This is a genomic window from Streptomyces sp. NPDC057136 (assembly GCF_042670885.1).
Classification (GTDB): domain Bacteria; phylum Actinomycetota; class Actinomycetes; order Streptomycetales; family Streptomycetaceae; genus Streptomyces.
This window is the reverse complement of record NZ_JBHUUV010000008.1, coordinates 159,154-184,155: the sequence shown is the minus strand read 5'-3', so window position 1 is coordinate 184,155 and position 25,002 is coordinate 159,154. Positions and strand designations below refer to the sequence as shown.

Sequence of the window (25,002 nt, the reverse complement as noted above, 5' to 3'; positions counted from 1 at the left end):
GTGACCGCTGGCACGACACCGGAGCCCGGAGCAGAGCTGGGCGACGAGCGAAAGGGCGACCGGCCCGACATAGCCGTGGTCGGAGGTGGCTGGTCCGGCATCGCCGCGGCATGGCGTCTGCACTCCCTCGGCGCGTCGGTCACCCTCTACGACGAGCAGGAGGAACTGGGCGGCCGCTCGGCCGGCGTACCCGTCGGCCCCCGCACGCTCACCGCGGGCGGCAAGAACATCGGCCGCAAGTACGCGAACTTCCGCGCCTTCGGCCAGGCCCTGGGCTGCAGCGACTACGAGTTCTTCGGCATCAACTCCGCGCGCAGCGAGGGCGGCAAGCTGCGCACGATCGACAGCACCCGCCGTTTCTCCAGCATCTTCCACCTGCTGCGCAAGCTGCCCGCCCGGGACATCTACCGCATGCTGAAGCTCGTACGAGCCATCCGCAGCCGCCGTGAGAACAGTTTCTGCGGCGGCCCGGACCTGGTGCGGATCGCCCGGAAGGCCGGCGATCCGCCGCTGTCGGAGTACTTCGGCAGGGGCATCCAGGAGAAGCTGGTCCGCTCGTTGACGGTCCGGATGAACGGCGCCGAGGCCGACGAGGTGCACCTGGAGTGCTTCGGTACGCACCTGGGGATGGTGCTGGACAGTTTCGAGCAACTGAGCAGCGGATTCGATGAGTTGTTCGCCGGGCTCGCCAAGCAGATCACGGTACGGAGCAGCACCCGGGTGACCGAACTGGCCGTGGACGGCGGGCGGGTGACCGGCGTGGTCGCGCAGGAGCGCGGTGGGGAGGCGGTACGGACCGGCCACGACGCCGTCGTGGTGGCCCTGCCCGGACCTGCCGCTTCGGCGCTGCTCGAGCCGCTGTCGGCCGGGCTGGCCGCGGAGCTGAGTGGCATCAACTACTTCCCGGCGGCGGTGGTGCTGGCGGAGTACGACCGGCCGGTCTTCGGTGAGCAGGTGCGGGCGGTCGTCCAGCCCGCGGACAGCCCGCTGAGCAACGCCGGTGCATACGGGATCAACGACCGGCACATCGTCAGGTACACCTTCAGCGGGCGCACCTACCGCGCGGCGCACCGGGAGGACGCCGAGCTGGTGGCCCTCGCCGAGGAACAGCTGGCGAAGCACGTCGACTTGGACGGCGTCAGCCGGGTGCGCGCGGTGACCAAGCGCTGGGAGCACGCCTACGTCGGCTACAGCCGGTACCACAGCGCCACCATCCGGCGGATCGACCAGGAGCTGAAGCCCTTCGATGGCCTCGCGCTGACCGGCGACTATCTGCGCGGCGCCTCCATCGAGGCATGCTTCCGGGCGGCCTACGAGCGTACCGACGCACTGCTGGCCCGGCTGGGCACCCGGTCGGGAGGACGCTGATGGCAGACCTTGTGCTGGTGGAGACCCGGGGCACCGTCGCGGTGGTCACGCTCAACCGGCCGGACGCGGGCAACGCGATGGACCATGCGCTGCTCACCGAGCTGCGCGCGGTGACCGAACGGCTGCTGCGTACGTCGGAGTTGGGCGGTGTCCTGCTCACCGGGGCCGGGAAGGACTTCTGCCGCGGCGGTGACCTGCGGGAGATGCGGGACCGGCTGGACGATCCGGCGATCGACTCGGCGGCCTACAGCGACGAGCTGACCGGACTGCTCTCCGCCGCCGTACGGAACCTGCGGGAGCTCCCGTGCCCCGTGCTCGGCGCGGTCAACGGGCAGGCGGCGGGCGCCGGGATGTCCCTGGCCCTCGCCTGCGACTTGCGGATCGTCTCCCGCAAGGCAGTGTTCCACTTCGCATACGGGGCGATCGGCGCCTCCACGGACGGCGGGATGGCCTGGTTCCTGCCCCGGATCGTGGGCTACGCACGCGCCCTCGAACTCCTCCTCGAGCAGCCGATGATCCGGCCCCGGGCGGCCGTTGAGATGGGACTGGTGTCCGCCGTCACCGAGCCCGACGAGCTGCTGGACACCGCGCTGCACCGGCTCATGGTGCTGGCGGACGCCGCCCCGCACAGTGTCCGCAGCGCCAAGCAGCTGCTCGACTCCAGCCTGGATTCCTCGCTGGGGGAGCATCTGGCGGCAGAGAGCAGGATGTTCGCCGCCGGAGCGGTCTCCGCGGACCTGCGGACCGGCATCGGCGCCCTGCTCGCGGGCGAGTCCCCCGAGTTCGTCGGCCGGTGACGGCCGGCACGCCGGAGGTGCGGGTGTGGTTCACCCGCCTGTGCGCCGACCCGCCGGGCCGGATGCCGCAGGAGACCAAGCGCCGGGTGCGCACGGCCACCCGGCGCTGGGTGCATGCCACCGTCGCCCGGTGGCTCGCCGTGCCGCCCCGGGCGCTGCGCTGGGAACGGGACGACGGGGGCAAGCCGTTTGTCGTCGCCCGCGGCCGCACCGTGCACCTCAGCTACAGCCACTCGGACGGCGTCGCCGGGCTGGCCTTGTCGGAGTCCGCCCCTGTCGGCCTGGACGTGGAGCGGGTGCGGGAGCGTACGCACCTGGAGGCGCTCGCACACGGGTGTCTGTCCGCAACCGAGTTCGCACAGTGGCGACGGCTTCCGGAGCGGACAGGGCCGGAGGGCTTCTGCCGGCTGTGGACGCGCAAGGAGGCCGTGCTCAAGGCGTGGGGGAGCGGGGTGCCTGCGCTGCTCGACCGGGTCGGCACGGCGCTCGGATCCGACGGTGCGCCGGGCCCCGAGGACGCCCAGGGTTCCGGCGGCAGCGCCGCGGTAAGGATCGTTCAACTCCCCGCGGAGCTGGGCCCGGCCGCCGGCTGGACGGTGCACGAGGTGCCGGCCCCCCGGGGCCATCTCGCCGCCGTGGCCGTACGCGCGGCAGGAGCCCGCGTACGCATGGCCGGCACGCTGCTGAGTACGACCGAGCACGACCACATGGAAAGGTCATTCCCCGATGTCGCCCACCGTTGAGAACGCTTCCGAGAGCGACCCCGGGAACGCTTCTGGCAACGCCGCGAATGCCGCCGCTCCGCTGCGCCGGGCCATGGAGACGATCCGCTCGCTCCGCGCCCAGCTGGACGCCGTGCGCAGCACGCAGCGGGTGGCCGTCGTCGGCGCGGGGCTGCGCGCACCCGGCGGCATCGCCGACCGCGAGACGTACTGGCAGGCCCTGCTGGCGGGCCGCGAATTGACCGGCGAGCTCCCGGACCAGCGTCGGCCCGCCGGGGACTGGGACGGTCTGCTCTCCCGGGGGGGCTACCTGGACGACGTCCTCGGTTTTGACGCGGACTTCTTCGGCATCTCCCCCCGGGAGGCGCGCAACCTGGACCCCCAGCACCGGCTGTTGCTGGAGGTGGCGTGGGAGGCGTTCGAGGACGCGGCCATACCGCCGGCGGCGGTCGCTGCTCGGGCGGGGGTCTTCATCGGCATCACCGGCCAGGACTACCGGACCTGGGCGACGGACGACCCGAGCCCCTCCTGGCTGATCGGCAACGGACACTGCTTCTCGGCCGGCCGGATCGCCCACACGCTGGGCCTCCAGGGCCCGGTGCTGGCGATCGACACGGCCTGCTCGTCCTCGCTGGTCGCTGTGCATCAGGCGTGCCGTGCGCTGGCCGCGGGCGACTGCGACGTGGCCGCCGCCGGGGGCGTGAACCTGGTTCTCTCGCCCCGCTCGACGGCGGAGATCCAGCGCACCTCGGCGCTCTCCCCGGACGGCCGCTGCCGCCCGTTCGACGCGCGAGCCAACGGGTTCGTACGCGGTGAGGGGTGCGGGGTGCTGGTGCTGAAGCGGCTCGCCGACGCCGAGCGGGACGGGGACCGGATTCTCGCCGTGATCGAGGGCACCGGCGTCAACCATGACGGCAATTCCACCGGCTTCACCGCGCCCAACATGCTGGCGCAGGCCCGGCTCATCGAGTCCGTGCTGGAGACCGCCGGACTCACCGCCTCCGACATCGGCTATCTGGAGGCGCACGGCACCGGCACCCCGCTGGGTGACCCGATCGAGCTGGAGGCCGCCCGGATGGCGCTGGGCACGACCGGCCGTACCTGGCACGTCGGTTCGGTGAAGGCCAACCTCGGGCACACCGAGGCGGCCGCGGGTGTGCTGGGGCTCCTCAAGGTGGTGCTCTGCCTGCAGCACCGGCAGATTCCGCCGCAGGCACGGTTCGAGACGCTGAACCCGAGGATCAAGCTGGGCGACGGGCTGACCGTGCCGCGGGAGGCGGTCCGCTGGGAGCCGTCCGCGGGCCGGTGCGCGGGCGTCAGCTCGTTCGGCATGAGCGGGACCAACGCCCACGCGGTGCTCTCCTCGTACGAGCACACCCCGTACGAGTACACCGGGGGCCCGGCGCCGGCAGGCGGCTTCCTGGTGTCCGCGCACACGGAATCGGCCCTGCGCACCCTGGCAGCCCACTACTCGGACCGGCTCCAGGACGTCGGCTACCCGGAGTTCGCGCACACCGCGACCCACGGCCGTACCCGTCTCCGGCACGCCGCGTGGATCAAGGCGGACGGCGCACAGGAGGCCCGCGAGGCGCTGACCGCGCTGGCTGCGGGCGCGGAAGACGGCCGGATCCAGCTGCTCGACCCGGACGACCCGCTGCCGGAGACGGTTGCGGACACCGGGCGCGCGGTGGTCTCGCTGCCGGGGTACCCCTGGGAGCGGCGTATCCACTCCATCCGCCCGGTGCCCACGGCCTGAGGCGAGTTGTGCGGGCCGGCTCGGCCTGCGCACCGTGCGGACCTGGGAGATCACCCGGACCGCGAGCACACACAACGGGCCCGGGGCCCGGTGCGAGCCGCCAGGGGGCTCGCACCGGATTCGAGCCGGGCGGGGCCCGGCTCAGGCCGGTGCCGGGGCGGCGGGAACCGTGCTCGCGGGGGCCGGGTCCGCAAGGTCGGGCCCCGCCGACTCCGGACTCGCCTCGTCGAGCAGCTCCGACAGCGCGGCGCCGAGGCGCGCGAGGCTGCCGTACTTCCACAGCAGCGTCGGGCTCAGCCGCAGGCCCAGCGCGGCCTCCAGCCGGTTGCGCAGCTCCAGCGACATCAGCGAGTCCATGCCGACCGACCTCAACGCCACGTCCCGGGCCAGCCGGTCGGAGGAGATGCGGAGCACCTGCGAGGCCTCGGCACGCACCAGCTCCTCCACCAGCTCGCGCCGGTGCTCCGCGGGCACGTTCCACAGCCCTGTCTCCGCGGCGGGGCCGTCCGTTTCCGCGAGCTGCTGCCAGCTCGCCAGCCCGGCGGCGGCCGGATAGGTCTCCAGCCAGCGCTGTGCGTCGAGTGCCACGTACGCGACCACGTCCTCGTCCGTCTCGATGAACCGGCGCAGCGCGCGCCAGCACTCCTCCGGGGTCACGCTGCCCATGCCACGGTCCGCGAGCCGGCCGCCGCGTGCCGCGTCGAGGGCCGCGAGGCCGATGCCGGCGACCGGCCCCCACTGCACGCTCAGGCCCGGCAGCCCGGCCCTGCGGCGCTCCCTCGCGAGCGCGTCCAGGCTGCTGTTGGCCGCGGCGTAGGCGGCCTGGCCCGCGGTGCCTACGAAGGCCGCGGCGGAGGAGAACAGCACGAACAGATCCAGCCCGTCGGCGGCGGTCAGCTCGTGCAGCACCCGGGCGCCGTCGGCCTTGGGGCGCAGCACCCGGTCGGTACGCGCGGCGTCGAGCCGCTCCACGGTGGCGTCGTCGAGGATGCCCGCCGCGTGGAAGACCCCGCGCAGCGGCGGCATCGTCGCCCGGATCTCCGCCAGCACGGTTCGCATCCGCTGCTGGTCCGTGACGTCCGCGGACCACACCTGGACCTGGGTGCCGGTCGCGCGCAGCGCCTCGATCCGCTCGGTCTCGGCCGGCTCCGACCGGCCGAGCAGTGCGATCGCGCCCGCGCCGGAGGCGGCCAGGAACTCCGCCAGCGACATGCCGAGGGCGCCCAGTCCGCCGGTGATCAGATACGTGCCCCGCTCGCGGAACCGGCCGCCGGGCAGTGGTTCGGGCGTCACCGCGGTGCCGTCCGACGGGCCGGTGAGCACGAGCTTTCCGATGTGTTCGCCCCGCGACATCGTGCGGAAGGCCGCTGCGGCCTCGGCGAACGGCGACGTCCGTACCGGGAGCGGTGCCAGTTCCCCGGTCCGCACCAGCTCCCACACCGTGCCCAGCGCCTGCGCGAATCGCTCGGGGCGTCGCCGCAGCAGGCCGGCGATGTCGACCGCGGTGATGGAGACCGACTTCTTGAACGCGCCGAGCTCGACGGAGGTCCCGTCGTGGATGTCCCGCTTGCCGACCTCGACGAACCGGCCGTCCTCGGCCAGTACGTCCAGGCCGAGCGGGATGGCCGCGCCCGACAGGGAGTTGAGCACGACGTCCACGCCCCGGCCGCCGGTCGCCTGGCGCACACCCTCGGCCCAGTCCAGACCGCGCGAGTCGAAGACGTGCCGTACCCCGAGCACGCGCAGCCGGCGCCGCTTCTCCGGGGTGCCCGCGGTGGCGAGCACCTCCGCCCCGGCCCGCCGCGCGATCTGCAGGGCCGCCAGGCCGAGGCCGCCGGTGGCGGAGTGGATGAGCACCGTCTCGCCCGGCTCCAGCCGCGCCAGGTGGACGAGCGAGTACCAGGCGGTGACCAGCACCATGGGCAGCGCCGCCGCCTCCGGCAGGCTCAGCCCGGCGGGTACCGGCAGCACGTGGCGCGCGTCCACCGCGACCTGCGAGGCGAGCGCCCCGAAGCCGCACGCCACCACCTGGTCCCCGACGGCGAGACCGGTCACCCCGGGGCCCACGGCCGCCACGGTGCCCGCGCATTCGAGCCCCAGCACGTCGCGGTCCGGCGAGCTGTCCGGGTACACACCCAGGGCCTTCATCACATCGATGAAGTTGAGGGAGGCGGCTGCCACGTCCACCGTCACCTGCCCCTCGGCGAGCGGTGCCTGATCCAGCGGCAGGGCACACAGCGAGTCGAGGCTGCCCGCTCGGGAGATGCCCAGTCGGTACGGCTGCGGGCCCGCGCCGGTGCGGTGCGGCGGGGGAGCGGTCGGCGCCCCGCCGCGTACGCGCCGCCCGACGAGGCGCTCACCGCCCCGCAGTGCGACCCGGTCCTCGGTGGCACCGAGCTCCTCCAGCACCTCCGGGGAGAAGGTGTCGACCGTGATCAGCCGGGTGCCGAGCTGCGGGTGTTCCGCCTGCAGCACGGCCACATAGCCGTCGTAGAGCCCGGCTCCGGGGTCACCCTCCCGTACCACCACCGCCAGCCGTACCGAGGGGTTCTCGGCGAGACAGTGGCGTACCAGCTCCGTCAGTTCCGCGAGCCCCTGCCGGCCGTCCTCGGGAGCGACGAAGACCACCGTGCCGGCCTTGGCCAGTTCCTCCTGACCGGTCGCCTCCGGGAGCACCTCCGCCCGCCCGCGAACGACCACAGGGCCGGGGTCCCCCGCCTCCCGCGGCTGCGCCGCGAACTGGGTGCGGAACACGTGCCGGACCAGGTCGTCCTCGCTTCTGCGGACCGGCAGATCCGCGAGAACCACGCCGTCGAGATGGCCGACCGGGCTATGGGCGGCGTCGAACACCGTCAGCTCGAAGCCCCGCTCCGCGCGCCGGGCATGGACCCACAGCCGGGGTGCGTCGACCGCGTCGAGGGCCGCCGACCGGATCGCGACCGGCAGCGAAGGACCGTCGCTCACCACGAGGGCGGCCTGCAGAACTCCGTCCCAGAGCACCGGGTGCAGCGCCCCCGCAAGCCGCCCCGAGGGGCTGCCGCCCGGCAGCTCCACGGAGACCAGGGCCTCGCCCTCGCCGAGTCGGGCGCCGGTCACCGAGCGGAAGGCCGGCCCGTAGCCCAGGTTCCGCTCCGTGCAGCGCCGGTAGAACTCCTCCGCCGTCAGGCGGTCACCGTCGAGCAGGTGGTCCGGGAAGGCCGGGGCGTCCAGCGGTCCGCCCCAGGAGGCCACTGCCCGGCAGTGCTGGGTCCAGCCGGTCTCGTCGCCGGAGGCCGCCGTCACGACGCCCGCCGAGCCCGCGCCGGGGCGCCAGGTCACGCCGAGCCGCACCGGCTCCTCGCCCACGGTCAGCGCCGCCGACAGCTGGACGTTCCGCAGCAGGAGTCGGCCATCGGCCCGGTCGCGCAGCGCGTGCTGCAGCAGCGCCAGGTAGCCGCCCGCGGGGAAGAGCGCGGCGTCGTGCACCTGGTGGTCGGCCAGCCAGGGATGGTCCTGGACGGTGAGTCCGACGGCGTCCTCCCAGAGGCCGTTCGCCGTGGACGGGCTCAACTGCAGCTCCAGCCGCCCGTCGTGCGACGAAGGCCGCTGCCGGGGGCGCAACCAGTAGCGCTCGCGCTGGAACGGGTACGGCGGTGGCACCGCGGACGGCCGCCGAGCAGGGCGCGGGCCGCAGGCGGGCAGTCCGGACACGTACGCCTCGGCGAACGCCCGGACCAGGTCCTCGGGCCGGCCCTCGCCGCGGCGGAGCGTGCCCAGCACCACCGGTGGCCCCTCGCGGGCGGCGCCGAGCTGCCGCAGTGCGGTGCCGAGCCCCGGGTGCGGGCTGATCTCGACGAGGTGGCTGACGCCGTCGTCGAGAAGCTGGTCCACGGCCTCGGCGAACCGCACCCTGCTGCGCAGGTTGGCCGCCCAGTACCCGGCGCCGGTCTCGGTGCCGTCGAGCCACTTCAGGCCGACGGTGGACAGCATCGGCGTGTGTGCGGCGCGCGGGATCACCGGGGCCAGCACCTCGTGGATGGCCGGTCCGATCGCGTCCATCTGCGGGCTGTGCGACCCGTAGTCGACGTCGACCAGCCGGCAGAACACGTCGTCGGCCTCCAGGATCTCCTTCAGCAGCAGCACCGAGTCGGTGTCGCCGGCCAGCACACAGGACCGCGGCCCGTTGTGCACCGCCAGCTCGACCAGCCCCTCGAAGCCCGCGAGGGCCTGCTGCGCACTGGCCGGGTCCAGGTCCACGGCGAGCATCCGGCCCCGCCCGGCGACCTGCCGCAGCAGGCTGCTGCGCCTGCTCACCACCAGTGCACCGTCCGCCAGCGAGAGAGCTCCGGCGACGGTGGCGGCGGCGATCTCGCCCTGACTGTGGCCGACGACGACATCGGGCCGTACGCCTGCCCGCTCCCACACCGCCGCCAGCGATACCGAGGTGGCCCACAGCGCGGGCTGTACCCGGTCCACGCCTGCCAGGTCCGCGCGGCCGGTCACCAGGTCGCGCACATCCCAGGAGACGTGGCGGGAGAGCGCCTCGGCGCACCGGTCCATGGTCTCGGTGAAGGCGGCGTCGTGCCCGTACAGTCCGGCGCCCATGCCCGCCCACTGCGCACCCTGGCCGGGGAAGACGAACGCGACCTTGCCCGCCTCCCGGGCCCGGCCCGCCGCCGTCTCGGTCAGCCCGGGCCCGAACAGGGCGCGGCGCTCCGGGAAGTGGTCGCGGTGCCAGGCGAGCGCCTGCGCGGTCTCCCGGGCGGACGCGCCGGCCCGCAGCTGCTCCTCGACCTGCTCGGTGCGGCGGCTCAGCGCCTGCGCGTTGTGACCGCTCAGCGGTACGAGGAAGGGTTCGGTGGAGGAGTCCGTGACCGGCGTCGCAGGTTCCGCTGCCGGCCCCGTCGGTGGCGGCAGCGCGACGACGGCGTGCGCGTTCGTCCCGCCCCAGCCGAAGGAGTTGACGCCGATCAGGCTGTCCGGCTCCAGCGGCAGAGGTTCCCTCGCCACGGCCAGGTTCAGCCCGTCGAAGTCGATGTCCGGGTTGAGCTCCTCGGCGTGCAGACTCGCCGGTACGGTGCCGTGCTCCAGCGCGAGTACCGCCTTGAAGAGCCCGGCCAGACCCGCGGCCGGCTCCAGGTGGCCGATGTTGGTCTTCACCGAGCCGATGTGCAGCCGCCCGCCGGTGCGGGCGGTGCCCAGCACCTCCCCGAGCGCGCCCGCCTCCGCGGCGTCACCGCGCACCGTGCCCGTGCCGTGCGCCTCCACATAGGCGAGCCGCCCGGCCGGTACGCCGCCGGAGCCGTAGACCCGCCGCAGCAGCTCGCGCTGCGCCTGCGGGTTGGGGGTGACCAGGCTCTCGCCGCCACCGTCGTTGTTGACCGCGCTGGCGGCGATCACCGCGCGCACCCGGTCGCCGTCCCGCACGGCACGCTCGTACGACTTGAGGTAGACGGCGGCGACACCCTCACCGCGTACGAAGCCGTCGGCCCCCGCGCCGAAGGCGTGGCAGCGGCCGGTCGGCGACAGGCCGCCGAAGTGGGTGAGTCCGATGGTGACTTCGGGGGTCAGCATGAGGTTCGAACCGCCGACCAGCGCGGCCTCGATCTCACCGGACCGCAGCGCCTGGCAGGCTTGGTGGAGCGCCACCAGCGAGGAGGAGCAGCTGCACTCGATGGTCAGGCTGGGACCGGTCAGCCCCAGGAAGTACGAGAGCCGGGCCGAGACCATGTCGAGCGAGTTGCCGACGATGCTGTGCTGGGTCGCGGCGGCGCCGCTGTCCTTGCGGAGCAGCTCGTAGTCGTGCCAGAGCCCGCCCACGTACACCCCGGTGCGCGAGCCGCGGAGCCCTGCGGCCACCTCGCCCGCGTCCTCCAGGGTGTGCCAGACGGTCTCCAGCATCAGCCGCTGCTGCGGGTCCAGGACCTCGGCCTCGCGCGGTGAGATCCCGAAGAACTCGGCGTCGAATCCGTCGACCCCGTCGATGAATCCCCCGACCCCCTGGATTTCGCGTGTCGGGTCAATTACCCGGGCCGGGTCCCAGCGTTCCTGCGGCACCGGACCCACCGCGTCGCCACCCTTGATGAGCAGTTCCCAGAACGCTTCCAGATCCGGCGCCTGCGGGAATCTTCCTGCCATTCCGACAATGGCGACCAGATCGGCGGCGACCAGCTCGGACCGGGTGTTGCTCACAAAGCCCTCCTCTGTACCTCGCGTGAACTCGCGCGAGGTGCGGCGATGGTTGAAGAGCCCGGATATTCTGAAATGTCCGGTACTGCTGCAGGTGTGGCCACCGTGCCGCTCCCCACGTTAGGAGCACAGGCCAAAGCGTCGCTAAAGCCTGACTAACCGGCCGGCATCAGCTCGGAGGCGGCCTGATCGCCACCCCGCCGACGACCTTTCGTGCGGTAGGGTTTTCGGTTGCGCAGGCAGGATTTCCACGATCAGGAACCGCCGATCGGAGCGTAATGATTCACCGCACGAGCAGTTCTTCCGGAACTCTCTCCGACCCGACCGACGTACGGGATTGGGTGTTTGATCCAGAATTAGTGCACCGTCTCGTCGCGGACGTGCACGGGAGCGGTTCCACATTCAGGCGCAGCCCCTTCGACGAGCGGAAGCTCGCCGATATACCGGAGTCATCGACAGATGATGTCGCCCGTGCCTTCGCCGGCGCCCGGGAGGCACAGGAGGAGTGGGCGGCCGTCCCGGTGCGGCGCCGCGCGCAGGTGCTGCTGCGGTTCCACGATCTCCTGCTCGCACGCCAGGAGGAGATCCTCGATCTCATCCAGCTGGAGACCGGGAAGACACGGCTGCATGCGCTGGAGGAGGTCCTCGCGTCGGCCGCGGTGGTCCGCCACTACGGCCGCGCGGCGCACTCCTATCTCAAGCCACGGCGCCGCGGAGGGGCGATCCCCGGAGTCACCAGGACGGTGGAGGTGCGTCACCCGGTGGGGGTGGTCGGCCAGATCGTCCCGTGGAACTATCCGCTCGCGCTCACCGTCAGCGACGCGCTGCCGGCGCTCGCGGCCGGGAACGCTGTGGTGACCAAGCCCGATACCCAGTCGGCGCTGAGCACGCTCTGGGTCCGCGAACTGCTGGTGGAGGCGGGCCTGCCGCGGGAGGTGTGGCGCACCGTCATCGGCGAGGGACCTGTGGTCGGCCGGGCGGTGGTGGAGCACGCGGACTACGCCTGCTTCACCGGCTCCACCCGCACAGGGCGCGAGGTCGGCCGACGGGCGGCCGACCGGCTCGTCGGCTGCTCGCTCGAACTCGGCGGCAAGAACGCCATGATCGTGTTCGAGGACGCCGACCTCGACCGGGCGGTGGATGGAGCGCTCCGGGGCTGCTTCGCCTCCGCCGGACAGCTGTGCATGTCCATCGAGCGGATCTACGTGCACGAGGTCGTGGCGGCGGAGTTCCTTGCCGCCTTCGCGCAGCGGACGGCCGCGCTGCGGCTCGGCGCGGACCTCGAATACGGGCCGGACATGGGCTCGCTCGTCTCCCGTCAGCAGCTGAGGACCGTGCAGGAACACGTGGCGGACGCGGTGGCGAAGGGGGCCGAGGTGGTCGTCGGCGGGCGCCCGCGGCCGGACCTCGGTCCGCTGTTCCACGAACCCACCGTCCTGTCCGGGGTGGACGCCTCCATGCGAGTCTTCGCGGAGGAGACCTTCGGACCCGTGGTCTCGGTCCACCGGTTCGCCGACGAGAGCGAGGCCGCCGCCTTCGCCAACGACACCGACTACGGCCTCAACGCGAGCGTCTGGACCAGGGACGGGGCCCGCGGCCGGGCCTTTGCCGCCCGGCTGCGGACCGGCATGGTGAACGTGAACGAGAGCTATGCCTCCGCCTTCGGAAGCGTCGGGTCCCCGATGGGCGGCCGGAAGAGCTCGGGGCTGGGCCGCCGGCACGGGGCAGAAGGCATCCAGCGCTTCACCGAGTCGCAGACCATCGCCCAGCAGCGGCTGCTGCCCATGGCACCCTTCGCGCTCGGCCCGCTCAAGGTCGAAGGCGCCGGCTACGCGGCTTTCATGACGAGGAGCCTGCGGCTGCTGAAGCAGCTCCGGCTGCGCTGACGGCAGCGCAGCCTCCTCGGTGCACCGCCACGGTGCTCACCAGCGCACCGGCAGTCGCTTTACGCCCCGGATCAGCAGCCCGGGACGCCAGTCGAGCGCTCCCGGGTCGGTGTCCAGGGTCAGTCCGGGGCAGCGCTCCAGCAGCGTGCGGATGGCGATACGGGCCTCCAGACGCCCCAGTGGGGCGCCGATGCAGTAGTGGATGCCATGGCCGAAGGCAAGGTGGGACTGGGGGGAGCGGTGGATGTCGAAGCTGTCGGGCAGCGGGAAGCGGGACGGGTCGCGGTCGGCGGCGGCGAGCACCACCCGCACGATCGCGCCCGCGGGGATCACTGTCCCGGCGAAGTCGATGTCCAACTCGGTGAAGCGGAAGGTCGACGTCTCGACCGGGCCGTCGTAGCGGAGCATCTCCTCCACCGCGTCGTCTAGGAGCGAGAAGTCGGCCTGCAGCGCGGCCTGTTGTCCGGGGTGCTTGAGCAGCGACAGCAGGCCGCCGGATATCAGGTTGGCGGTGGTCTCCTGCCCGGCGACCAGCAGCAGGAACGCCATGGCGATCAGTTCGTCGCGGGAGAGGCGGTCACCGTCCTCGGCGCGGGTCCGGATCAGGGCGCTGAGCAGGTCGTCGGTCAGCGCCGAGGCACGCTTGTCCTCGATCAGTTCGTCGAGGTACCTCTCCATGGCGGCGACCGCGGCCGTCGCGGACTCCGGGCCGGTCGGCGCGACGAAGTCGTTCGACCATGTGCGGAACGCCTCGCGGTCCAGCTCGGGGACGCCCAGCAGCTCGCAGATCACGGTCATCGGGAGCGGGAAGGCGAGGGCGTCCACCAGGTCCGCCCGGCGGTCCTGCTTCGCCACCAGTGCGTCGACCAGCTCGTCGGTGAGCTGCTGGATGCGCGGCTGGAGCGAGGCCATCCGCCGGGCGGTGAATGCCTTGGACACCAGCTTCCGCAGCCGGGTGTGGTCCGGCGGGTCGGTCTCCAGCAGGTTGGCGTCGATCGGCGACACCCGGTCGCCGTCCGAGTTGGGGCGGGACTTGCGCCGCCAGTCCTTGTGTAACCGGGGGTCGGTGAGCGCGGCCCGGACCGCGTCGTACCCGACGATCAGCCACTGCTCGCCCTCGTCCGTCAGCACCCGGTGCACGGGGCCGCGTTCGCGCAGCTTGGCGTAGAGCGGATAGGGGTCGGCGGTGAACTCGTCGCCGTGCGCGGTGAGATCCACGATCTTGGTCATGCGGAGCACTTTAGACAAGTGGGGACAGGGCTTTGATGAGACGCCGTAATGTCCTGATTCTGACCAGGGGCTGCCAGCAACCCGGAGTTCGTCAACCGGCTCGTGAAAGCACGGGGAATGCGTCGAGATCCGGATCGCGGACCAGGATCGACTGATGGAGCCGCTGAATTCGCTCACCAGGTTCCAGGCCGAGCTCCCGGACGAGCGCGTCACGCACCTTGTGGTAAATGTGGAGCGATTCTGCTACCCGGCCACTTCGGTACAGCGAGAGCATGAGCTGGGAATGGACGTCCTCCCACAGGGGGTATTCGGCGACCAGTCCGCAGAGCTCGCTGATGATGCCTGCGTGCCGGCCGAGGTTCAACTCCAGGGCGATCCGCTGCTCCAGGGCATCGATACGCTTTTCGTCCAACTGCCGGGCGAAATTCTCGAACACCAAAAGCCCCCGCAGATCGGCCAGGGCGGGGCCCCGCCAGAAGTCGCACGCCGCTCGCCAGTTCTCCAGCGCCTCGTCCGTACGGCCGGCTGCGGCGGTCGACTTGGCCAGGCTGACCTGCAGCTCGAAGGCGCGGAGGTCCAGCTCCGAGGTCCCCAGCTCCAGCATGTAGCCGTGCGGTCTGGTGATCAGCCGGCCGGCGAGTCCCGCGTGTGCGTCGAGGTGCTTGCGGAGTTTGGAGACGTAGACCTGGAGTGCCGTGCGCGCCGTGCGCGGGGGGTTTCCTGACCAGAGAGCGTTGATGATGAAGTCCCTGGAGACGACTGTTCCGGACTTTACACAGAGTAACGCCATGAGGGCTCTGATCTTCGCGGCCTTCGGCGTGATCGAGCAAGTACCTTTGGTGATTTCCACTGGACCTAATACGTGGAACTGAACATTCGCAGTACCCATTTTCCCCCGTCTCGTTCGGCTGCTGACAGCTGACCGGCGTTGCATGCTGCCAGGGGGTGGTGGTCCGAACAACCCCCAGGGGTGATTTCAAGGTCGGAGCGAATCTCCCCGGTTTGTCCGGAGACTTCCGATCTTGATGGCCGTCGAGAGTCGAAAGTTCGCCGAGGAAGTACCCCGCCGAGCTGTACAGGACTGGAGCGTTCTTGCCGGTCGAGATGGGTGGTTGGCCCTGATCGTCGGTGTTCGGCCTTATCGGGGCCGGTGGGCACGCGACGAACCCGACTTCTGATTATCAAGTGTCTGAAACCGTTGATCGTCCAGGGGTTGTGTTCGTGTGTGCTCAGTCCCGAAGTCTTTGATTCCGCTTCGCTGTGGGCGTACCGAGCTCAAGGTTTCCTCAACTTCCTTGTTGCCGCCAAATCACGGTGGGTAGATTGCATGACCGTCCTAGATCACACGTTCGATTTGGGTGTGCGCCCACTGGCCGCTTGCTGGAGCGGGGGACAGGCGCGAGCCCGCGTCCAAGCGCGTGGTGGTCCGGCAGGAGGGAGGCGAGGTGCCCAGGGTGAGGGTGGAACACGGCACCTGCCTCAGCCGCCAAGGTAGGTTGATCAACGTTCCAGGCTTCGCGAAAGAAACACGGGGGCAACTCTATGGATCTGTTGGATCGAACGCGCGCATGGAAAGTCCTCAAGAACATGTTCGTGCACGCAGAAAGCGGCGATGGCCGGGCCGTGCTCGTCGCAGGTGCACACGGGATGGGCAAGACCACCCTGCTCCGTGATATCCAGACACATGTCGAGTCGTTAGGGGCCGTGCTTCTGAGCGGTGTTGCCTCGTGCGCGGAGCGGGACTTGCCGATGGGGGTGATAGGCCAGCTGATAGGTGCCAGGGGTCTACCGGCCTCCGAGGCGGCCGAGTTGGCCGAGCTGCTGGAGGCCGCGCGTCGGTTTCCCGCCGAATGCTGGGACTCGTCGTGTCTCCCGCCCTCCCAGGTAATTTCAGTGATCGACTCCATCCATGGGGTCATCCGCCGGCTGGCCGAGCGTGAATTCATAGTCATCACGGTCGACGACATCCATGAGATCGACCCGGCTTCCTTACATTGCCTGCTTTACGGGATACGACGGGTAGGGCTCTCGCGCGTTCTCATGGTTCTTGGTGAGCGCACCGAAGTACCGGAAGCCACCTTCTCTCTGACGGCCGAGTTCGTCCGGAATCCCCGGTGCGCTCTGGTTCATCTCACTCCGCTGTCGACGGAGTGCATCGGGTCCTCGATCGCAGACCAGGCGACCCGGCCGGAGGGCGCCCTCGGCAACCTGCCTGCCTGGCAGGGCGCCTCGGGCGGCAGCCCGCTGTTGTTGCAGGCGCTGCTGACGGACCGGCAGACGGCCGCAGCGGAGGGGGACGGTGCCACCCCGGTCGCGGGCAAAGCGTTCGGACTGGCGGTCCAGTACCTGGTCAGCCAAGTGAGCGAGCCGGTACGGCGCGTTGCCCACGGCCTTGCGTTGCTGGGTACGGCGGCGACGCCGATGCTCGTCGAGCGGCTGATGAACATTGCCGGCGGCGGCGCCACAGCCGCAATGGGCGTCCTGGACACCATCGGCCTGACCATTCAGGGGCGGTACAACCTGGAAGCCGCCCGGACGGCGGTGCTGGCGGACATGGCCCCCGAGTGCCGTGCCGTGTTGCACCGCGAGGCGGCTCGCCTGCTGTACGAGGACGGGGCCGCGTCGGAGGTGGTCGCCGGCCATCTGGCGGCGGGTGGCCCGGTGGACGACAGTTGGGCGCTCCCGACGTTGCTGCACGCGGCCGATCAAGCCCTTCGCACCAACGACGCGCAGGGGGCGGTGACACTCCTGCGTGCCGCGCACGACGCGTGCCGGGACGATCGACAGCTGGCTGCGATCCGCTCCGAACTCGTCCAAGCGGAATGGGAATTGGACCCCGGCGCGGTCCGGCACCAGCTCGGCCGGATGCTGGACGACCACCGGTGCGGTCTTCTGGATCCGCGCCACAGCATGCGGCTGATCGCCCACCTGCTGTGGCAGGGCCAGCCGCAGGTGGCCGAGGAGGTGTTCACCGATCTCGATGCCGCCGAGGATCAGCTGGTGGGCGAGTCCAGGACCAGCCTGGAGATCCTGCGGATCTGGTTCGCCTACGTCTATCCCGCTCTGGGAGCGCGCCACGCCGGCGGTGTTGCGCTCGGCGGTTCGGCGTCGGCCCCGTTCCTGAGAGCGGCCGACCCGGAGTCGGAAGGGGCGCTGCTTCTGCGCACCCTGCGGTCCGAGGGGCCGGTCAGCGGTGTCGCCGAGACTGCCTCGCGGCTCCTGCAGGGCCAGGCCCTGCAGGACCTTTCCGTGGCGGCCGTAGGCGCGGCCCTGACCTCGCTGTTCGACGCCGCGTGGCTCGACGAGGCCGCCGAGTGGTGCGACCTGCTCTATCGCGACGCCGACCACCGGTCGCCCACCGTGCGGGCGATCCTCGCGGCGGCCAGCGCCGCGGTGGAGACCCGGCTCGGAAACTTCGAGGTGGCCAGGCGGCGGGCCGACGAGGCGCTGAGCCTGCTGAGCCCGGCGGCATGGGGGATCGCCCTGTGTATTCCACTGGCCGCCAAGGTGCTGGCGTGCACGGCGCAGGGGGACCAGGAAAGCGCGGCCGAGTGCTTCAGGATCCCCTTGCCCGAGACGATGTTCGAGACGGTGCCGGGGCTGCACTATCTCCTGGCGCGCGGCAGGTACCACCTGTCGGTCGGGCGGTACCAGGCCGCACTCGGCGACTTCTACGCCTGCCGTGACCTGATGGCCGCGTGGAACCTGAACGCCTCGGTGTCGCTTGGCTGGCAGGTGTACGCAGCCAAGGCGTTGACCGGGCTCGGGCATCAGGGCGAGGCCGACCAACTGCTCGAGGCCTGGCACTCGAAGCAGAAGATGGGCAACCAACCGCTGTACGAGCAGGCGGTGCCGCTCGAACGGTTCGGCAGCACTCGTATGACGGTCCGGCCGACGCAGCCGGTGAAGCAACGGTCCAGGTCCGGGACGGTCCTGCGGGATGCCCCGCACATCAAGGAGGGGCTGGGCACCAGACGCGTCGAAGTCCTCAGCCGAGCCGAGCAGCGGGTCGCCATGCTGGCGTCCCGGGGTTGCACCAACCGGGAGATCGCCGAGGAGCTGTTCGTGACGACGAGCACGGTGGAGCAGCACCTGACACGGACGTACCAGAAGCTCGAGGTCCGGGGGCGGTCGGACCTTCCCTTGATCATGGGCTTGCTGACAAGCGGGAAACCGGCCCGGAGCGGTACGTAGCCCGGGCCGGGCAGTGGCCCGGCGCGGTCCGGGGAGCGGGGCCATGGAAACCCCTCTTCCCCTCCTACGACCAGCAGCGGAACCCCTGGCCGCTCTTGCGGCCGAAGAAGCCACCGGCGACCAGCTCTTCGAGCATGGGTGGCACTGCGAAATCCGGTGCGGAGAACTCCGCCCGTAGGCGTCGCATGATCGCCAGCGAGACGTCGAGGCCGATGCTGTCCAGCAGGGCGAACGGGCCCATCGGATATCCGAATCCCTGCTCCAGGGCGGCATCGGTCTCCTCGATCGCGCTGTCGTGGCGGTCCAGCAGCCGGACGGCGTCACCGAGGTAGGGAAAGAGCAGGTGGTTCACGATGAAGCCGGCCCGGTCCCCGCACTCGACCGTGGTCCTGCCGAGCCGGGCGCAGAACGCCCGAGCGGCCGCGACGGTCTCCTCGTCGGTCATGGCCGTGCGCGACAGCTCGATCAGCTGCATCGCGGGTGCCGGGTTGAAGAAGTGCAGTCCCAGCACGTCCCGGGGGCGCCCGGAGGCGTCCGCGCAGGCCGCGACGGAGAGGCTGGAGGTGGTGGTCGCCAGCAGAGCCCCTGGGCGGCACACCGAGCCCAGCTGGGCGAAGACGCTCTGCTTGAGGGGGAGTTCCTCCGCCGTCGCTTCGATCACCAGGTCGCAGTCTCCCAACGCCGAGAAGCTGTCAGCGCCCTCGATCAGCCCGAGTGCCCCTGCCTTCCGGTCGGGTGTGACCCTGCCCCGTCGTACGGCGCGGGTGAGCGAGGCGCCGATCGCCTCCACTGCCGCGTCCGCTTTCCCCCGGCTGCGGGCCACGAGGACCGTCCGCAGTCCGGCGGTCGCGGTGACTTCCGCGATACCGCGGGCCATTGTGCCCGAGCCCACGACGCCGACAAGCCGGATGTCCTTGGTGCCGGCACCGCGGCCGTTGTGGACAGCGTCCGTCAGGGACGGGGTCCGCACCGCCCCTTGGGGCGCTCCGGTCTCGTCGTACACATAGAAGCCCTGTCCGCTCTTCCTGCCCAGCGCTCCCATGCCGACCAAGGAGCCGAGCAGCGGCGCGGGACGGAACGTGTCGTCGCCGGTGCGCTCCCACTGTGCGGCGAGCGTGGAGTGCGCATGGTCCAGGCCCAGTTGGTCCAGGAGCTGCAGGGGCCCGAGGGGCAGGCCGCAGCCCAGCCGCATCGCGGCGTCGATGGCGTCCCGGTCGGCGTATCCGTCCTCGATCATGGCCACGGCACGGTTGAGGAAGCGGTACACCAAGCTGGTCGCATCGTCGCCCGCGTGTGCGCCGACCGTCGCCGGAGTCAGCCCGAGCGATGCCGTCAGGCCCTCGAGTACGGCGACGGCTTCAGCGCGGCTCATGGCCGTGGCCACGACCTCGACGGCGCCCCCCGCCGTCGGGGGACGCAGAAAGCGCAACGCCAGGGTCCGGTCCGGCCTTCCGGACGCGGCGGCGAGGCGCACGAGGGGAAGCGCGGCAGTGGTGCTGACGAATACCGTGTGCTCCGCACACAGCGAGCCGAGCCGGCGGAGCGTCTCGGTCTTGGCCGCCAGGTCCTCGGGCATGGCCTCGATGACGACGTCGGCCCGGGCCATGGCCGCCAGGTCAGTCGTCAGCACACAGCGGCTGCCGCCCGGCCCGTCGGCTGCTGGGGCCTTCAGCCGCCGGTCTACCCGCGCCAGGACGTCGAGATCGCTCTCGACACCGACGACGTCATGGCCGACTGCGTGCAACGCGCGCAGCAGGGGCTCTCCGACCGATCCCAGCCCCACGATGCCTACCACTGACGGGTTCATCGCCCTGCCTTCCTTTCCTTCTGCCCCGTCGGCGCCGTGCGGAAGCGGTTGATGGCGTCGATGTGCTGCTCGCGCAGTTCCTGGTTGCGCACGCCCAGACCTTCGCGGGGTGCCAGTGCCAGGACGCCGACCTTGCCCTGGTGGAGGTTGCGGTGGACGTCGTAGGCGGCCTGGCCGGTGTCCTCCAGGGAGTAGACCTTCGACAGCGTCGGGTGGATCTTCCCCTTGGCGACCAGGCGGTTGGCCTCCCACGCCTCGCGGTAGTTGGCGAAGTGCGAGCCCACGATCTTCTTCAGCGACATCCACAGGTAGCGGTTGTCGTACTCGTGGTTGTAGCCCGAGGTCGAGGCACAGGTGACGATCGTGCCGCCCTTGCGGGTCACGTACACACTGGCGCCGAAGGTCTCGCGGCCCGGGTGCTCGAAGACGATGTCCACGTCCTCGCCACCGGTCAGCTCACGGATGCGCTTGCCGAACCGCTTCCACTCGCGCGGGTCCTGGTTGTGCTCGTCCTTCCAGAACTTGTAGCCCTCGGCACTACGGTCGATGACCGCCTCGGCGCCCATCGCCCGGCATATCTCTGCTTTCTGAGCCGAGGACACGACGCAGACCGGGTTGGCGCCGCCCGCGAGGGCGAGCTGGGTGGCGTAGCTGCCCAGGCCACCGCTTGCGCCCCAGATCAGGACGTTGTCGCCCTGCTTCATGCCGGCGCCGTTACGGGAGACGAGCTGGCGGTACGCGGTGGAGTTCACCAGGCCCAGCGCCGCCGCCTCCTCCCAACTCAGGTGCGCCGCCTTTGGCATGAGCTGATTCGACTTCACCAGTGCGATCTCTGCCAGGCCGCCGAAGTTGGTCTCGAAGCCCCAGATGCGCTGCTCGGGGTCGAGCATGGTGTCGTTGTGGCCGTCGGACGACTCCAGCTCGACCGACAGGCAATGCGCGACGACCTCGTCACCCGGGTTCCAGGCAGTGACACCAGGACCGGTGCGCAGGACGACACCCGCGAGGTCCGAGCCGACGACGTGGTAGGGCAGATCGTGACGGGCGGCCAGGGCACTGCGCCGTGCGTACCGCTCCAGGAACCCGAACGTCGCCATGGGTTCGAAGATCGAGCTCCAGACAGTGTTGTAGTTGACGGAACTGGCCATGACCGCCACCAGGGCCTCGCCGGGGCCCAGTTCGGGCACCGGGACCTCCTTGACGTGCAGGGACTTGCGCGGGTCCTTCTCGCCGGTGGCCATCCCGGTGAACATGCCGACGTCCTCCCTGCGCAGGACGACCCCCCGATAGCTTTCAGGCATCCGGAGGGATTCGAAATCCCTCGCTGTCGCATCACCTGCAAGAACAGTATCGATGACTTCCTTCACGTGATTTTCCTTGAAAATAGGAGCCGCCGAAAGAGTGTGCGCCGGTAAGGAAGCCTAAGCAGGCACCCCCGGGCGGATAACCCCTATTCGGTGACCCCCCGACGACGTCGAATGGGCTCCCCAGAGAATCAGGGGTGTCGGCACGGAGTAGGGGTCATGCAGCGACCGCCCCGTATACCTAAGGGGGCCTCGGGGCTGAGGCGGATTTATGGGTTGCCCGTATCGGCGGGCTCCGGCATCGTCCCACTGCGGCCGCAATTCGTGGTCAGCCGTTTGGTCACCACCAAACGCGACGGGGGGAACGCATGGTGCGATTCAAGGTGTTGGGACCGTTGGAGCTGGTCGAAGCCGACGGTGCGGTGACGCCGCAGCCCATGAAGATCAGGTCGGTCCTGGCCCTGCTCTGCGTACACGCCGGGACGGTCGTTTCCCGGGACAGCCTGGTCGAGGCGCTATGGGCGGGCCATCCGCCAAGGACCGCGCGTACCGCCCTGCAGGTCTACGTATCGAAGCTGCGCAAGTACCTCGACGAGCACGGCGGACTCGCGGACCGGCTGATTACCAAGCCGCACGGCTACGTGCTGGAGGTGCGGGCCGGGGAGCTCGATCTGCACGAGTTCGACCGCCACTTCCGGCAGGCCCGGGCGGCCACGGCCGCGGGCTGCCCGGAAGAAGCGCTGGCCGGCCTCCATGCCGCCCACGCTCTGTGGCGCGGCGGCGCCCTGGCGGACCTCCGCGGGTTGCCGACGTTCGACAACCTCGCCCGACAGCTGGACGAGAGGCGCATCGAGGTCCTGGAGCGGCGGATCGACATCCAGCTGAGCCTGGGCCAGCACAAGAACGTCGTCGCAGAGTTGTACGGCCTCGCCGGCGAACACCCGACCTGGGAGACCATTCACTCGCAACTCATGCTTGCTCTGTACCGCAGCGGACGCGTCGCGCAGGCGTTGGAGGCGTACCGCCGAGTCCGCGATTCGCTGGTTGACGAGCTCGGGCTGGAACCCGGCGAGCGGATCCGGCTGCTGCACACGGCAATCCTGGCGAGGGACCCCTCGCTGGAGACCCGCCGGGTTCTGCCGGTCGCGTACTGATTAGTGGAATTTTAGCCGGATTAATTGCACCCGCTGTTACTGTCGCTACGCCCCAGTGGGGCCAACGTCTACTCGACATTTCCACCGTTCGACAGCGGGAGAATTCTTGCTATCTCATCTCTCGGATCGCCTTCATGATCCCATCATGTACGCGCTTCCCGCGGTTGTGGTGATTATCCTCGTCGAATTCATAGCGATACGCTTCGACGACGAGGATCGCGAGCGCTTTTCGGCGAAGGACACCCGCGCCAACATCCTCACCGGGCTTGGGGCTCTGGTCGTCTCGAGTGTGCTGCGTACCGCGGCTCTGGTCTTCTACGCGTGGATCTACGTCTGTATCGCGCCGTTCCAGCTGCCCGTGGACGCCTGGTACACGTGGGTCGTTCTCTTCGTCGGAGTCGACCTCACCATCTACTGCTACCACCGCATGACCCACCGCATCAGACTGCTGTGGGCGGGACACCAGGTCCACCACTCCAGCCAGTACCTGAACGTCTCGGTCGCCCTGCGGCGCAAATGGGCGCAGTGGTTCGAGAAGTTGATGTGGCTGCCGCTTCCTCTGATGGGTGTCCCGCCTGCCCTGGTCTTCACGATGCACTCACTGCACCTCATCTACGGCCTCTTCGCGCACACCGAGAAGATCGGCAAGCTCCCGCGCCCGATCGAGGCGATCTTCGTGACGCCCTCCCACCACAGGGTTCACCACGGCAACGACCCGGAGTACCTCGACAAGAACTACGGCAGCATGCTGATCATCTGGGACCGGATGTTCGGCACGTTCCAGCCGGAGCTCCACCGCCCCACGTACGGACTGACGAAGCAGATCAACACGCACAGCATCTGGCGCATCCAGGCCCACGAGTTCGCCCAGATGTTCCGTGACATCCGCGGCGCGACCTCCTGGCGTGATCGTGCCGGCTATGTGTTCGGCCCGCCCGGCTGGCAGCCTCCGCAGGCCCGAAGCAGGCCGGCCCCGGAACGCACCGCGGCATGAACCGCCTGCGCGGGCACCCGTGGCTCACGCTGGCGCCCCTTGCCCTGGGCGGCATGATGGTGTCCCTGGACACCACCGTCGTCGCCGTCGCACAGCCCGCCATGCAGGCCGATCTCGGGGCGTCGGTCGGGGACATCCAGTGGGTGACAACGGGCTACCTGCTGTCGCTGGCGGCCATGCTCGTCGTTGCCGGGAAGCTCGGCGACCGGCTGGGCCACCGCCGGGTCTTCCTGGTGGGGACGGCGGGCTTCGCAGCGACGTCCGTCGCCATCGGCCTGTCCACGGACATCACGTGGATCACCGCACTTCGGGTGGTCCAGGGCGTGTTCGGGGCACTGATGCAGCCGCCGACCCTCGCCCTGTTGCGTGCGACGTTCCCCGCGGACCGTCTGAACGTGCCGATCGCCGTCCGCAGCGGGGCACTTGGGATCGCTACCGCGGCCGGCCCGGTCATCGGCGGGCTGTTGGTGCAGTACAGCCGTTGGGAGTCCATCTTCTTCATCAACCTGCCCCTCGGCGTGGTGGCCATCGCGATGGGCCTGCTGGTCCTGCGTGAGGCGCGCCTGGACTCGGCGGCGAAATCCTCGGATCCCGTCGCCGTGATCCTGCTCTCCGGGACACTGCTCGCGCTGCTGTGGGGATCTGTACAGGCTCCCGAGTACGGCTGGGGCGACACCAGGATCTGGGGGGCACTCGCCGGCGCCTGCGTCCTGGGCGCCGGCTTCTGCATGTGGGAGGCACGGGCGCCCGAACCGCTCGTACCTCTGTCGCTGTTCCGCTCACCCGCGTTCTCGGCCGGAGTGATGCTGATGGTGCTGGTCTCCTTCATCATGTTCGGCGTGCCGTTCGTCTGCACGTTCTTCCTGCAGAACGTGCTGGGCCTGTCCCCGGTGCAGTGCGGCGTCCTGGTTCTGTGGCTGACCCTCGCCATGGTCGTGGCGGGTATCGGCACGGGCCTGCTGATGCGGCGCACCGGTTCGCGGGCGCCGGCCCTGCTGGGCATGGCGCTCACTGCCGTCGCCGCGGCGGGTCTGGCGCACGCCACAGGTGCCGGGTCGTCACTGGGCGAACTACGCCTGTGGTTCGTCGTGTTGGGGCTCGGCTTCAGCGCCGTGATCGTGGCGTCCACCCACCTCATCGTCGCCGCCGCGCCGTTGCGCCACTCGGGCGTCGCCGGCGGTCTCCAGCAGACCGCCATGCAGGTCGGCGGGAGCCTGGGCACCGCCGTGCTGGGTGCTGTGCTCGTGGCCCGGGTGGACGGACTTCTCCCGCAGCGTCTCGCCGGGACCGGCACACAGCTGTCAGGGCGGGAACTGGACGAGGCGGTCCGTTCGGTCTCCCTGGGGATCGCACCGCAGTCGTTCGGACCCGAGGCGGCGTCCGTCGTCCCGGGCACCTTTATCGACGGCATGGACGCCACCCTCCTGATCTCGGGCCTCGTGGCGGCTCTCGCCGCCTTGGCCGGGTGGCTGCTGCTGCGCCGTTCCGCGGCGGAGGCAGAGGCGCCGGATGAGGAAGCGGAGGAGGAAGCGGAGTCAGAGGTGAAGACCACGGTGTAGAAGGCCGAGCCGTGGCATGAGAGGAACGGGACCAAGAGGCAGGCCGACGCCGGAAGAGGGGCG

Annotated in this window: 14 protein-coding genes; 9 read left to right on the top strand and 5 right to left on the bottom strand. The window is 70.5% G+C overall.

The window, feature by feature from the left end:
- Genes ACFT7S_RS13210 through ACFT7S_RS13195 form a run of 4 tightly spaced genes read left to right on the top strand, consistent with a single transcriptional unit; the run spans position 1 to position 4,643 of the window.
- Positions 1 to 1,368 (top strand): protoporphyrinogen/coproporphyrinogen oxidase, encoded by a 1,368-nt coding sequence (locus tag ACFT7S_RS13210; RefSeq protein ID WP_382730622.1) that lies wholly within the window; start codon positions 1 to 3, stop codon positions 1,366 to 1,368.
- On the top strand, positions 1,368 to 2,165 hold the full coding sequence (locus ACFT7S_RS13205) for an enoyl-CoA hydratase/isomerase family protein (protein WP_382730619.1): 798 nt from the start codon (positions 1,368 to 1,370) through the stop codon (positions 2,163 to 2,165). The genes ACFT7S_RS13210 and ACFT7S_RS13205 overlap by 1 nt, the downstream gene beginning before the upstream one ends.
- A complete protein-coding gene (locus tag ACFT7S_RS13200; protein ID WP_382730617.1) occupies positions 2,162 to 2,908 on the top strand; it encodes a 4'-phosphopantetheinyl transferase family protein in 747 nt (248 codons plus the stop codon). Before ACFT7S_RS13205 ends, ACFT7S_RS13200 begins: the two co-directional genes overlap by 4 nt.
- Positions 2,892 to 4,643 (top strand): beta-ketoacyl synthase N-terminal-like domain-containing protein, encoded by a 1,752-nt coding sequence (locus ACFT7S_RS13195; RefSeq protein ID WP_382730615.1) that lies wholly within the window; start codon positions 2,892 to 2,894, stop codon positions 4,641 to 4,643. The genes ACFT7S_RS13200 and ACFT7S_RS13195 overlap by 17 nt, the downstream gene beginning before the upstream one ends.
- A gap of 141 nt (positions 4,644 to 4,784) precedes the next feature.
- On the opposite strand, the gene ACFT7S_RS13190 is transcribed toward ACFT7S_RS13195, so the two are convergent.
- Positions 4,785 to 10,814, bottom strand: coding sequence for an SDR family NAD(P)-dependent oxidoreductase (locus ACFT7S_RS13190; protein ID WP_382730612.1), 6,030 nt, complete (start codon positions 10,812 to 10,814; stop codon positions 4,785 to 4,787).
- A gap of 275 nt (positions 10,815 to 11,089) precedes the next feature.
- On the opposite strand from ACFT7S_RS13190, the gene ACFT7S_RS13185 reads away from it, so the two are divergent.
- The gene (locus tag ACFT7S_RS13185) at positions 11,090 to 12,697 is read left to right on the top strand and encodes a succinic semialdehyde dehydrogenase (protein ID WP_382730609.1); all 1,608 of its coding nucleotides are present in this window, start codon (positions 11,090 to 11,092) and stop codon (positions 12,695 to 12,697) included.
- A 36-nt stretch (positions 12,698 to 12,733) separates the two neighbouring features.
- Here ACFT7S_RS13185 and ACFT7S_RS13180 read toward each other — a convergent pair whose 3' ends face one another.
- Complete coding sequence (locus tag ACFT7S_RS13180; RefSeq protein ID WP_382730606.1) at positions 12,734 to 13,927, bottom strand: cytochrome P450; 1,194 nt, start codon at positions 13,925 to 13,927, stop codon at positions 12,734 to 12,736.
- Positions 13,928 to 14,018: 91 nt separating this feature from the next.
- A complete protein-coding gene (locus tag ACFT7S_RS13175) occupies positions 14,019 to 14,816 on the bottom strand; it encodes a BTAD domain-containing putative transcriptional regulator (RefSeq protein ID WP_382730604.1) in 798 nt (265 codons plus the stop codon).
- A gap of 653 nt (positions 14,817 to 15,469) precedes the next feature.
- On the opposite strand from ACFT7S_RS13175, the gene ACFT7S_RS13170 reads away from it, so the two are divergent.
- Positions 15,470 to 18,121, top strand: coding sequence for an AAA family ATPase (locus tag ACFT7S_RS13170; RefSeq protein ID WP_382730601.1), 2,652 nt, complete (start codon positions 15,470 to 15,472; stop codon positions 18,119 to 18,121).
- Between the two features lie 64 nt (positions 18,122 to 18,185).
- Here the strand turns inward: ACFT7S_RS13170 and ACFT7S_RS13165 are convergent, their stop codons facing one another.
- Both ACFT7S_RS13165 and ccrA read right to left on the bottom strand, forming a co-directional pair.
- Complete coding sequence (locus tag ACFT7S_RS13165; protein WP_382730598.1) at positions 18,186 to 19,928, bottom strand: 3-hydroxyacyl-CoA dehydrogenase family protein; 1,743 nt, start codon at positions 19,926 to 19,928, stop codon at positions 18,186 to 18,188.
- On the bottom strand, positions 19,925 to 21,283 hold the full coding sequence (gene ccrA / locus ACFT7S_RS13160; RefSeq protein ID WP_382730858.1) for a crotonyl-CoA carboxylase/reductase: 1,359 nt from the start codon (positions 21,281 to 21,283) through the stop codon (positions 19,925 to 19,927). The genes ACFT7S_RS13165 and ccrA overlap by 4 nt, the downstream gene beginning before the upstream one ends.
- A gap of 344 nt (positions 21,284 to 21,627) precedes the next feature.
- Between ccrA and ACFT7S_RS13155 the strand changes: the two genes are divergently transcribed.
- The 3 genes from ACFT7S_RS13155 (at position 21,628) to ACFT7S_RS13145 (ending at position 24,939) form a co-directional block, all read left to right on the top strand.
- Positions 21,628 to 22,386, top strand: a complete 759-nt coding sequence (locus ACFT7S_RS13155) for a BTAD domain-containing putative transcriptional regulator (protein ID WP_382730596.1) — start codon at positions 21,628 to 21,630, stop codon at positions 22,384 to 22,386.
- 145 nt (positions 22,387 to 22,531) lie between these two features.
- Positions 22,532 to 23,380 carry a sterol desaturase family protein gene (locus tag ACFT7S_RS13150; protein WP_382730594.1) on the top strand — a complete coding sequence of 283 codons (849 nt, stop codon included), beginning with the start codon at positions 22,532 to 22,534 and terminating at the stop codon, positions 23,378 to 23,380.
- A complete protein-coding gene (locus tag ACFT7S_RS13145; RefSeq protein ID WP_382730592.1) occupies positions 23,377 to 24,939 on the top strand; it encodes an MFS transporter in 1,563 nt (520 codons plus the stop codon). The genes ACFT7S_RS13150 and ACFT7S_RS13145 overlap by 4 nt, the downstream gene beginning before the upstream one ends.
- The last annotated feature ends 63 nt before the right edge of the window (positions 24,940 to 25,002 follow it).

Excerpts from the sequence above, each read along its gene's own strand:
- ACFT7S_RS13180 (WP_382730606.1), bottom strand. The coding sequence starts at position 13,927 with ATGACCAAGATCGTGGATCTCACCGCGCACGGCGACGAGTTCACCGCC.
- ACFT7S_RS13175 (WP_382730604.1), bottom strand. The coding sequence starts at position 14,816 with ATGGGTACTGCGAATGTTCAGTTCCACGTATTAGGTCCAGTGGAAATC.
- ACFT7S_RS13145 (WP_382730592.1), top strand. The coding sequence starts at position 23,377 with ATGAACCGCCTGCGCGGGCACCCGTGGCTCACGCTGGCGCCCCTTGCC.
- ACFT7S_RS13185 (WP_382730609.1), top strand. The coding sequence starts at position 11,090 with ATGATTCACCGCACGAGCAGTTCTTCCGGAACTCTCTCCGACCCGACC.
- ACFT7S_RS13150 (WP_382730594.1), top strand. The coding sequence starts at position 22,532 with ATGTACGCGCTTCCCGCGGTTGTGGTGATTATCCTCGTCGAATTCATA.
- ACFT7S_RS13195 (WP_382730615.1), top strand. The coding sequence starts at position 2,892 with ATGTCGCCCACCGTTGAGAACGCTTCCGAGAGCGACCCCGGGAACGCT.
- ACFT7S_RS13170 (WP_382730601.1), top strand. The coding sequence starts at position 15,470 with ATGGATCTGTTGGATCGAACGCGCGCATGGAAAGTCCTCAAGAACATG.
- ACFT7S_RS13205 (WP_382730619.1), top strand. The coding sequence starts at position 1,368 with ATGGCAGACCTTGTGCTGGTGGAGACCCGGGGCACCGTCGCGGTGGTC.
- ACFT7S_RS13165 (WP_382730598.1), bottom strand. The coding sequence starts at position 19,928 with ATGAACCCGTCAGTGGTAGGCATCGTGGGGCTGGGATCGGTCGGAGAG.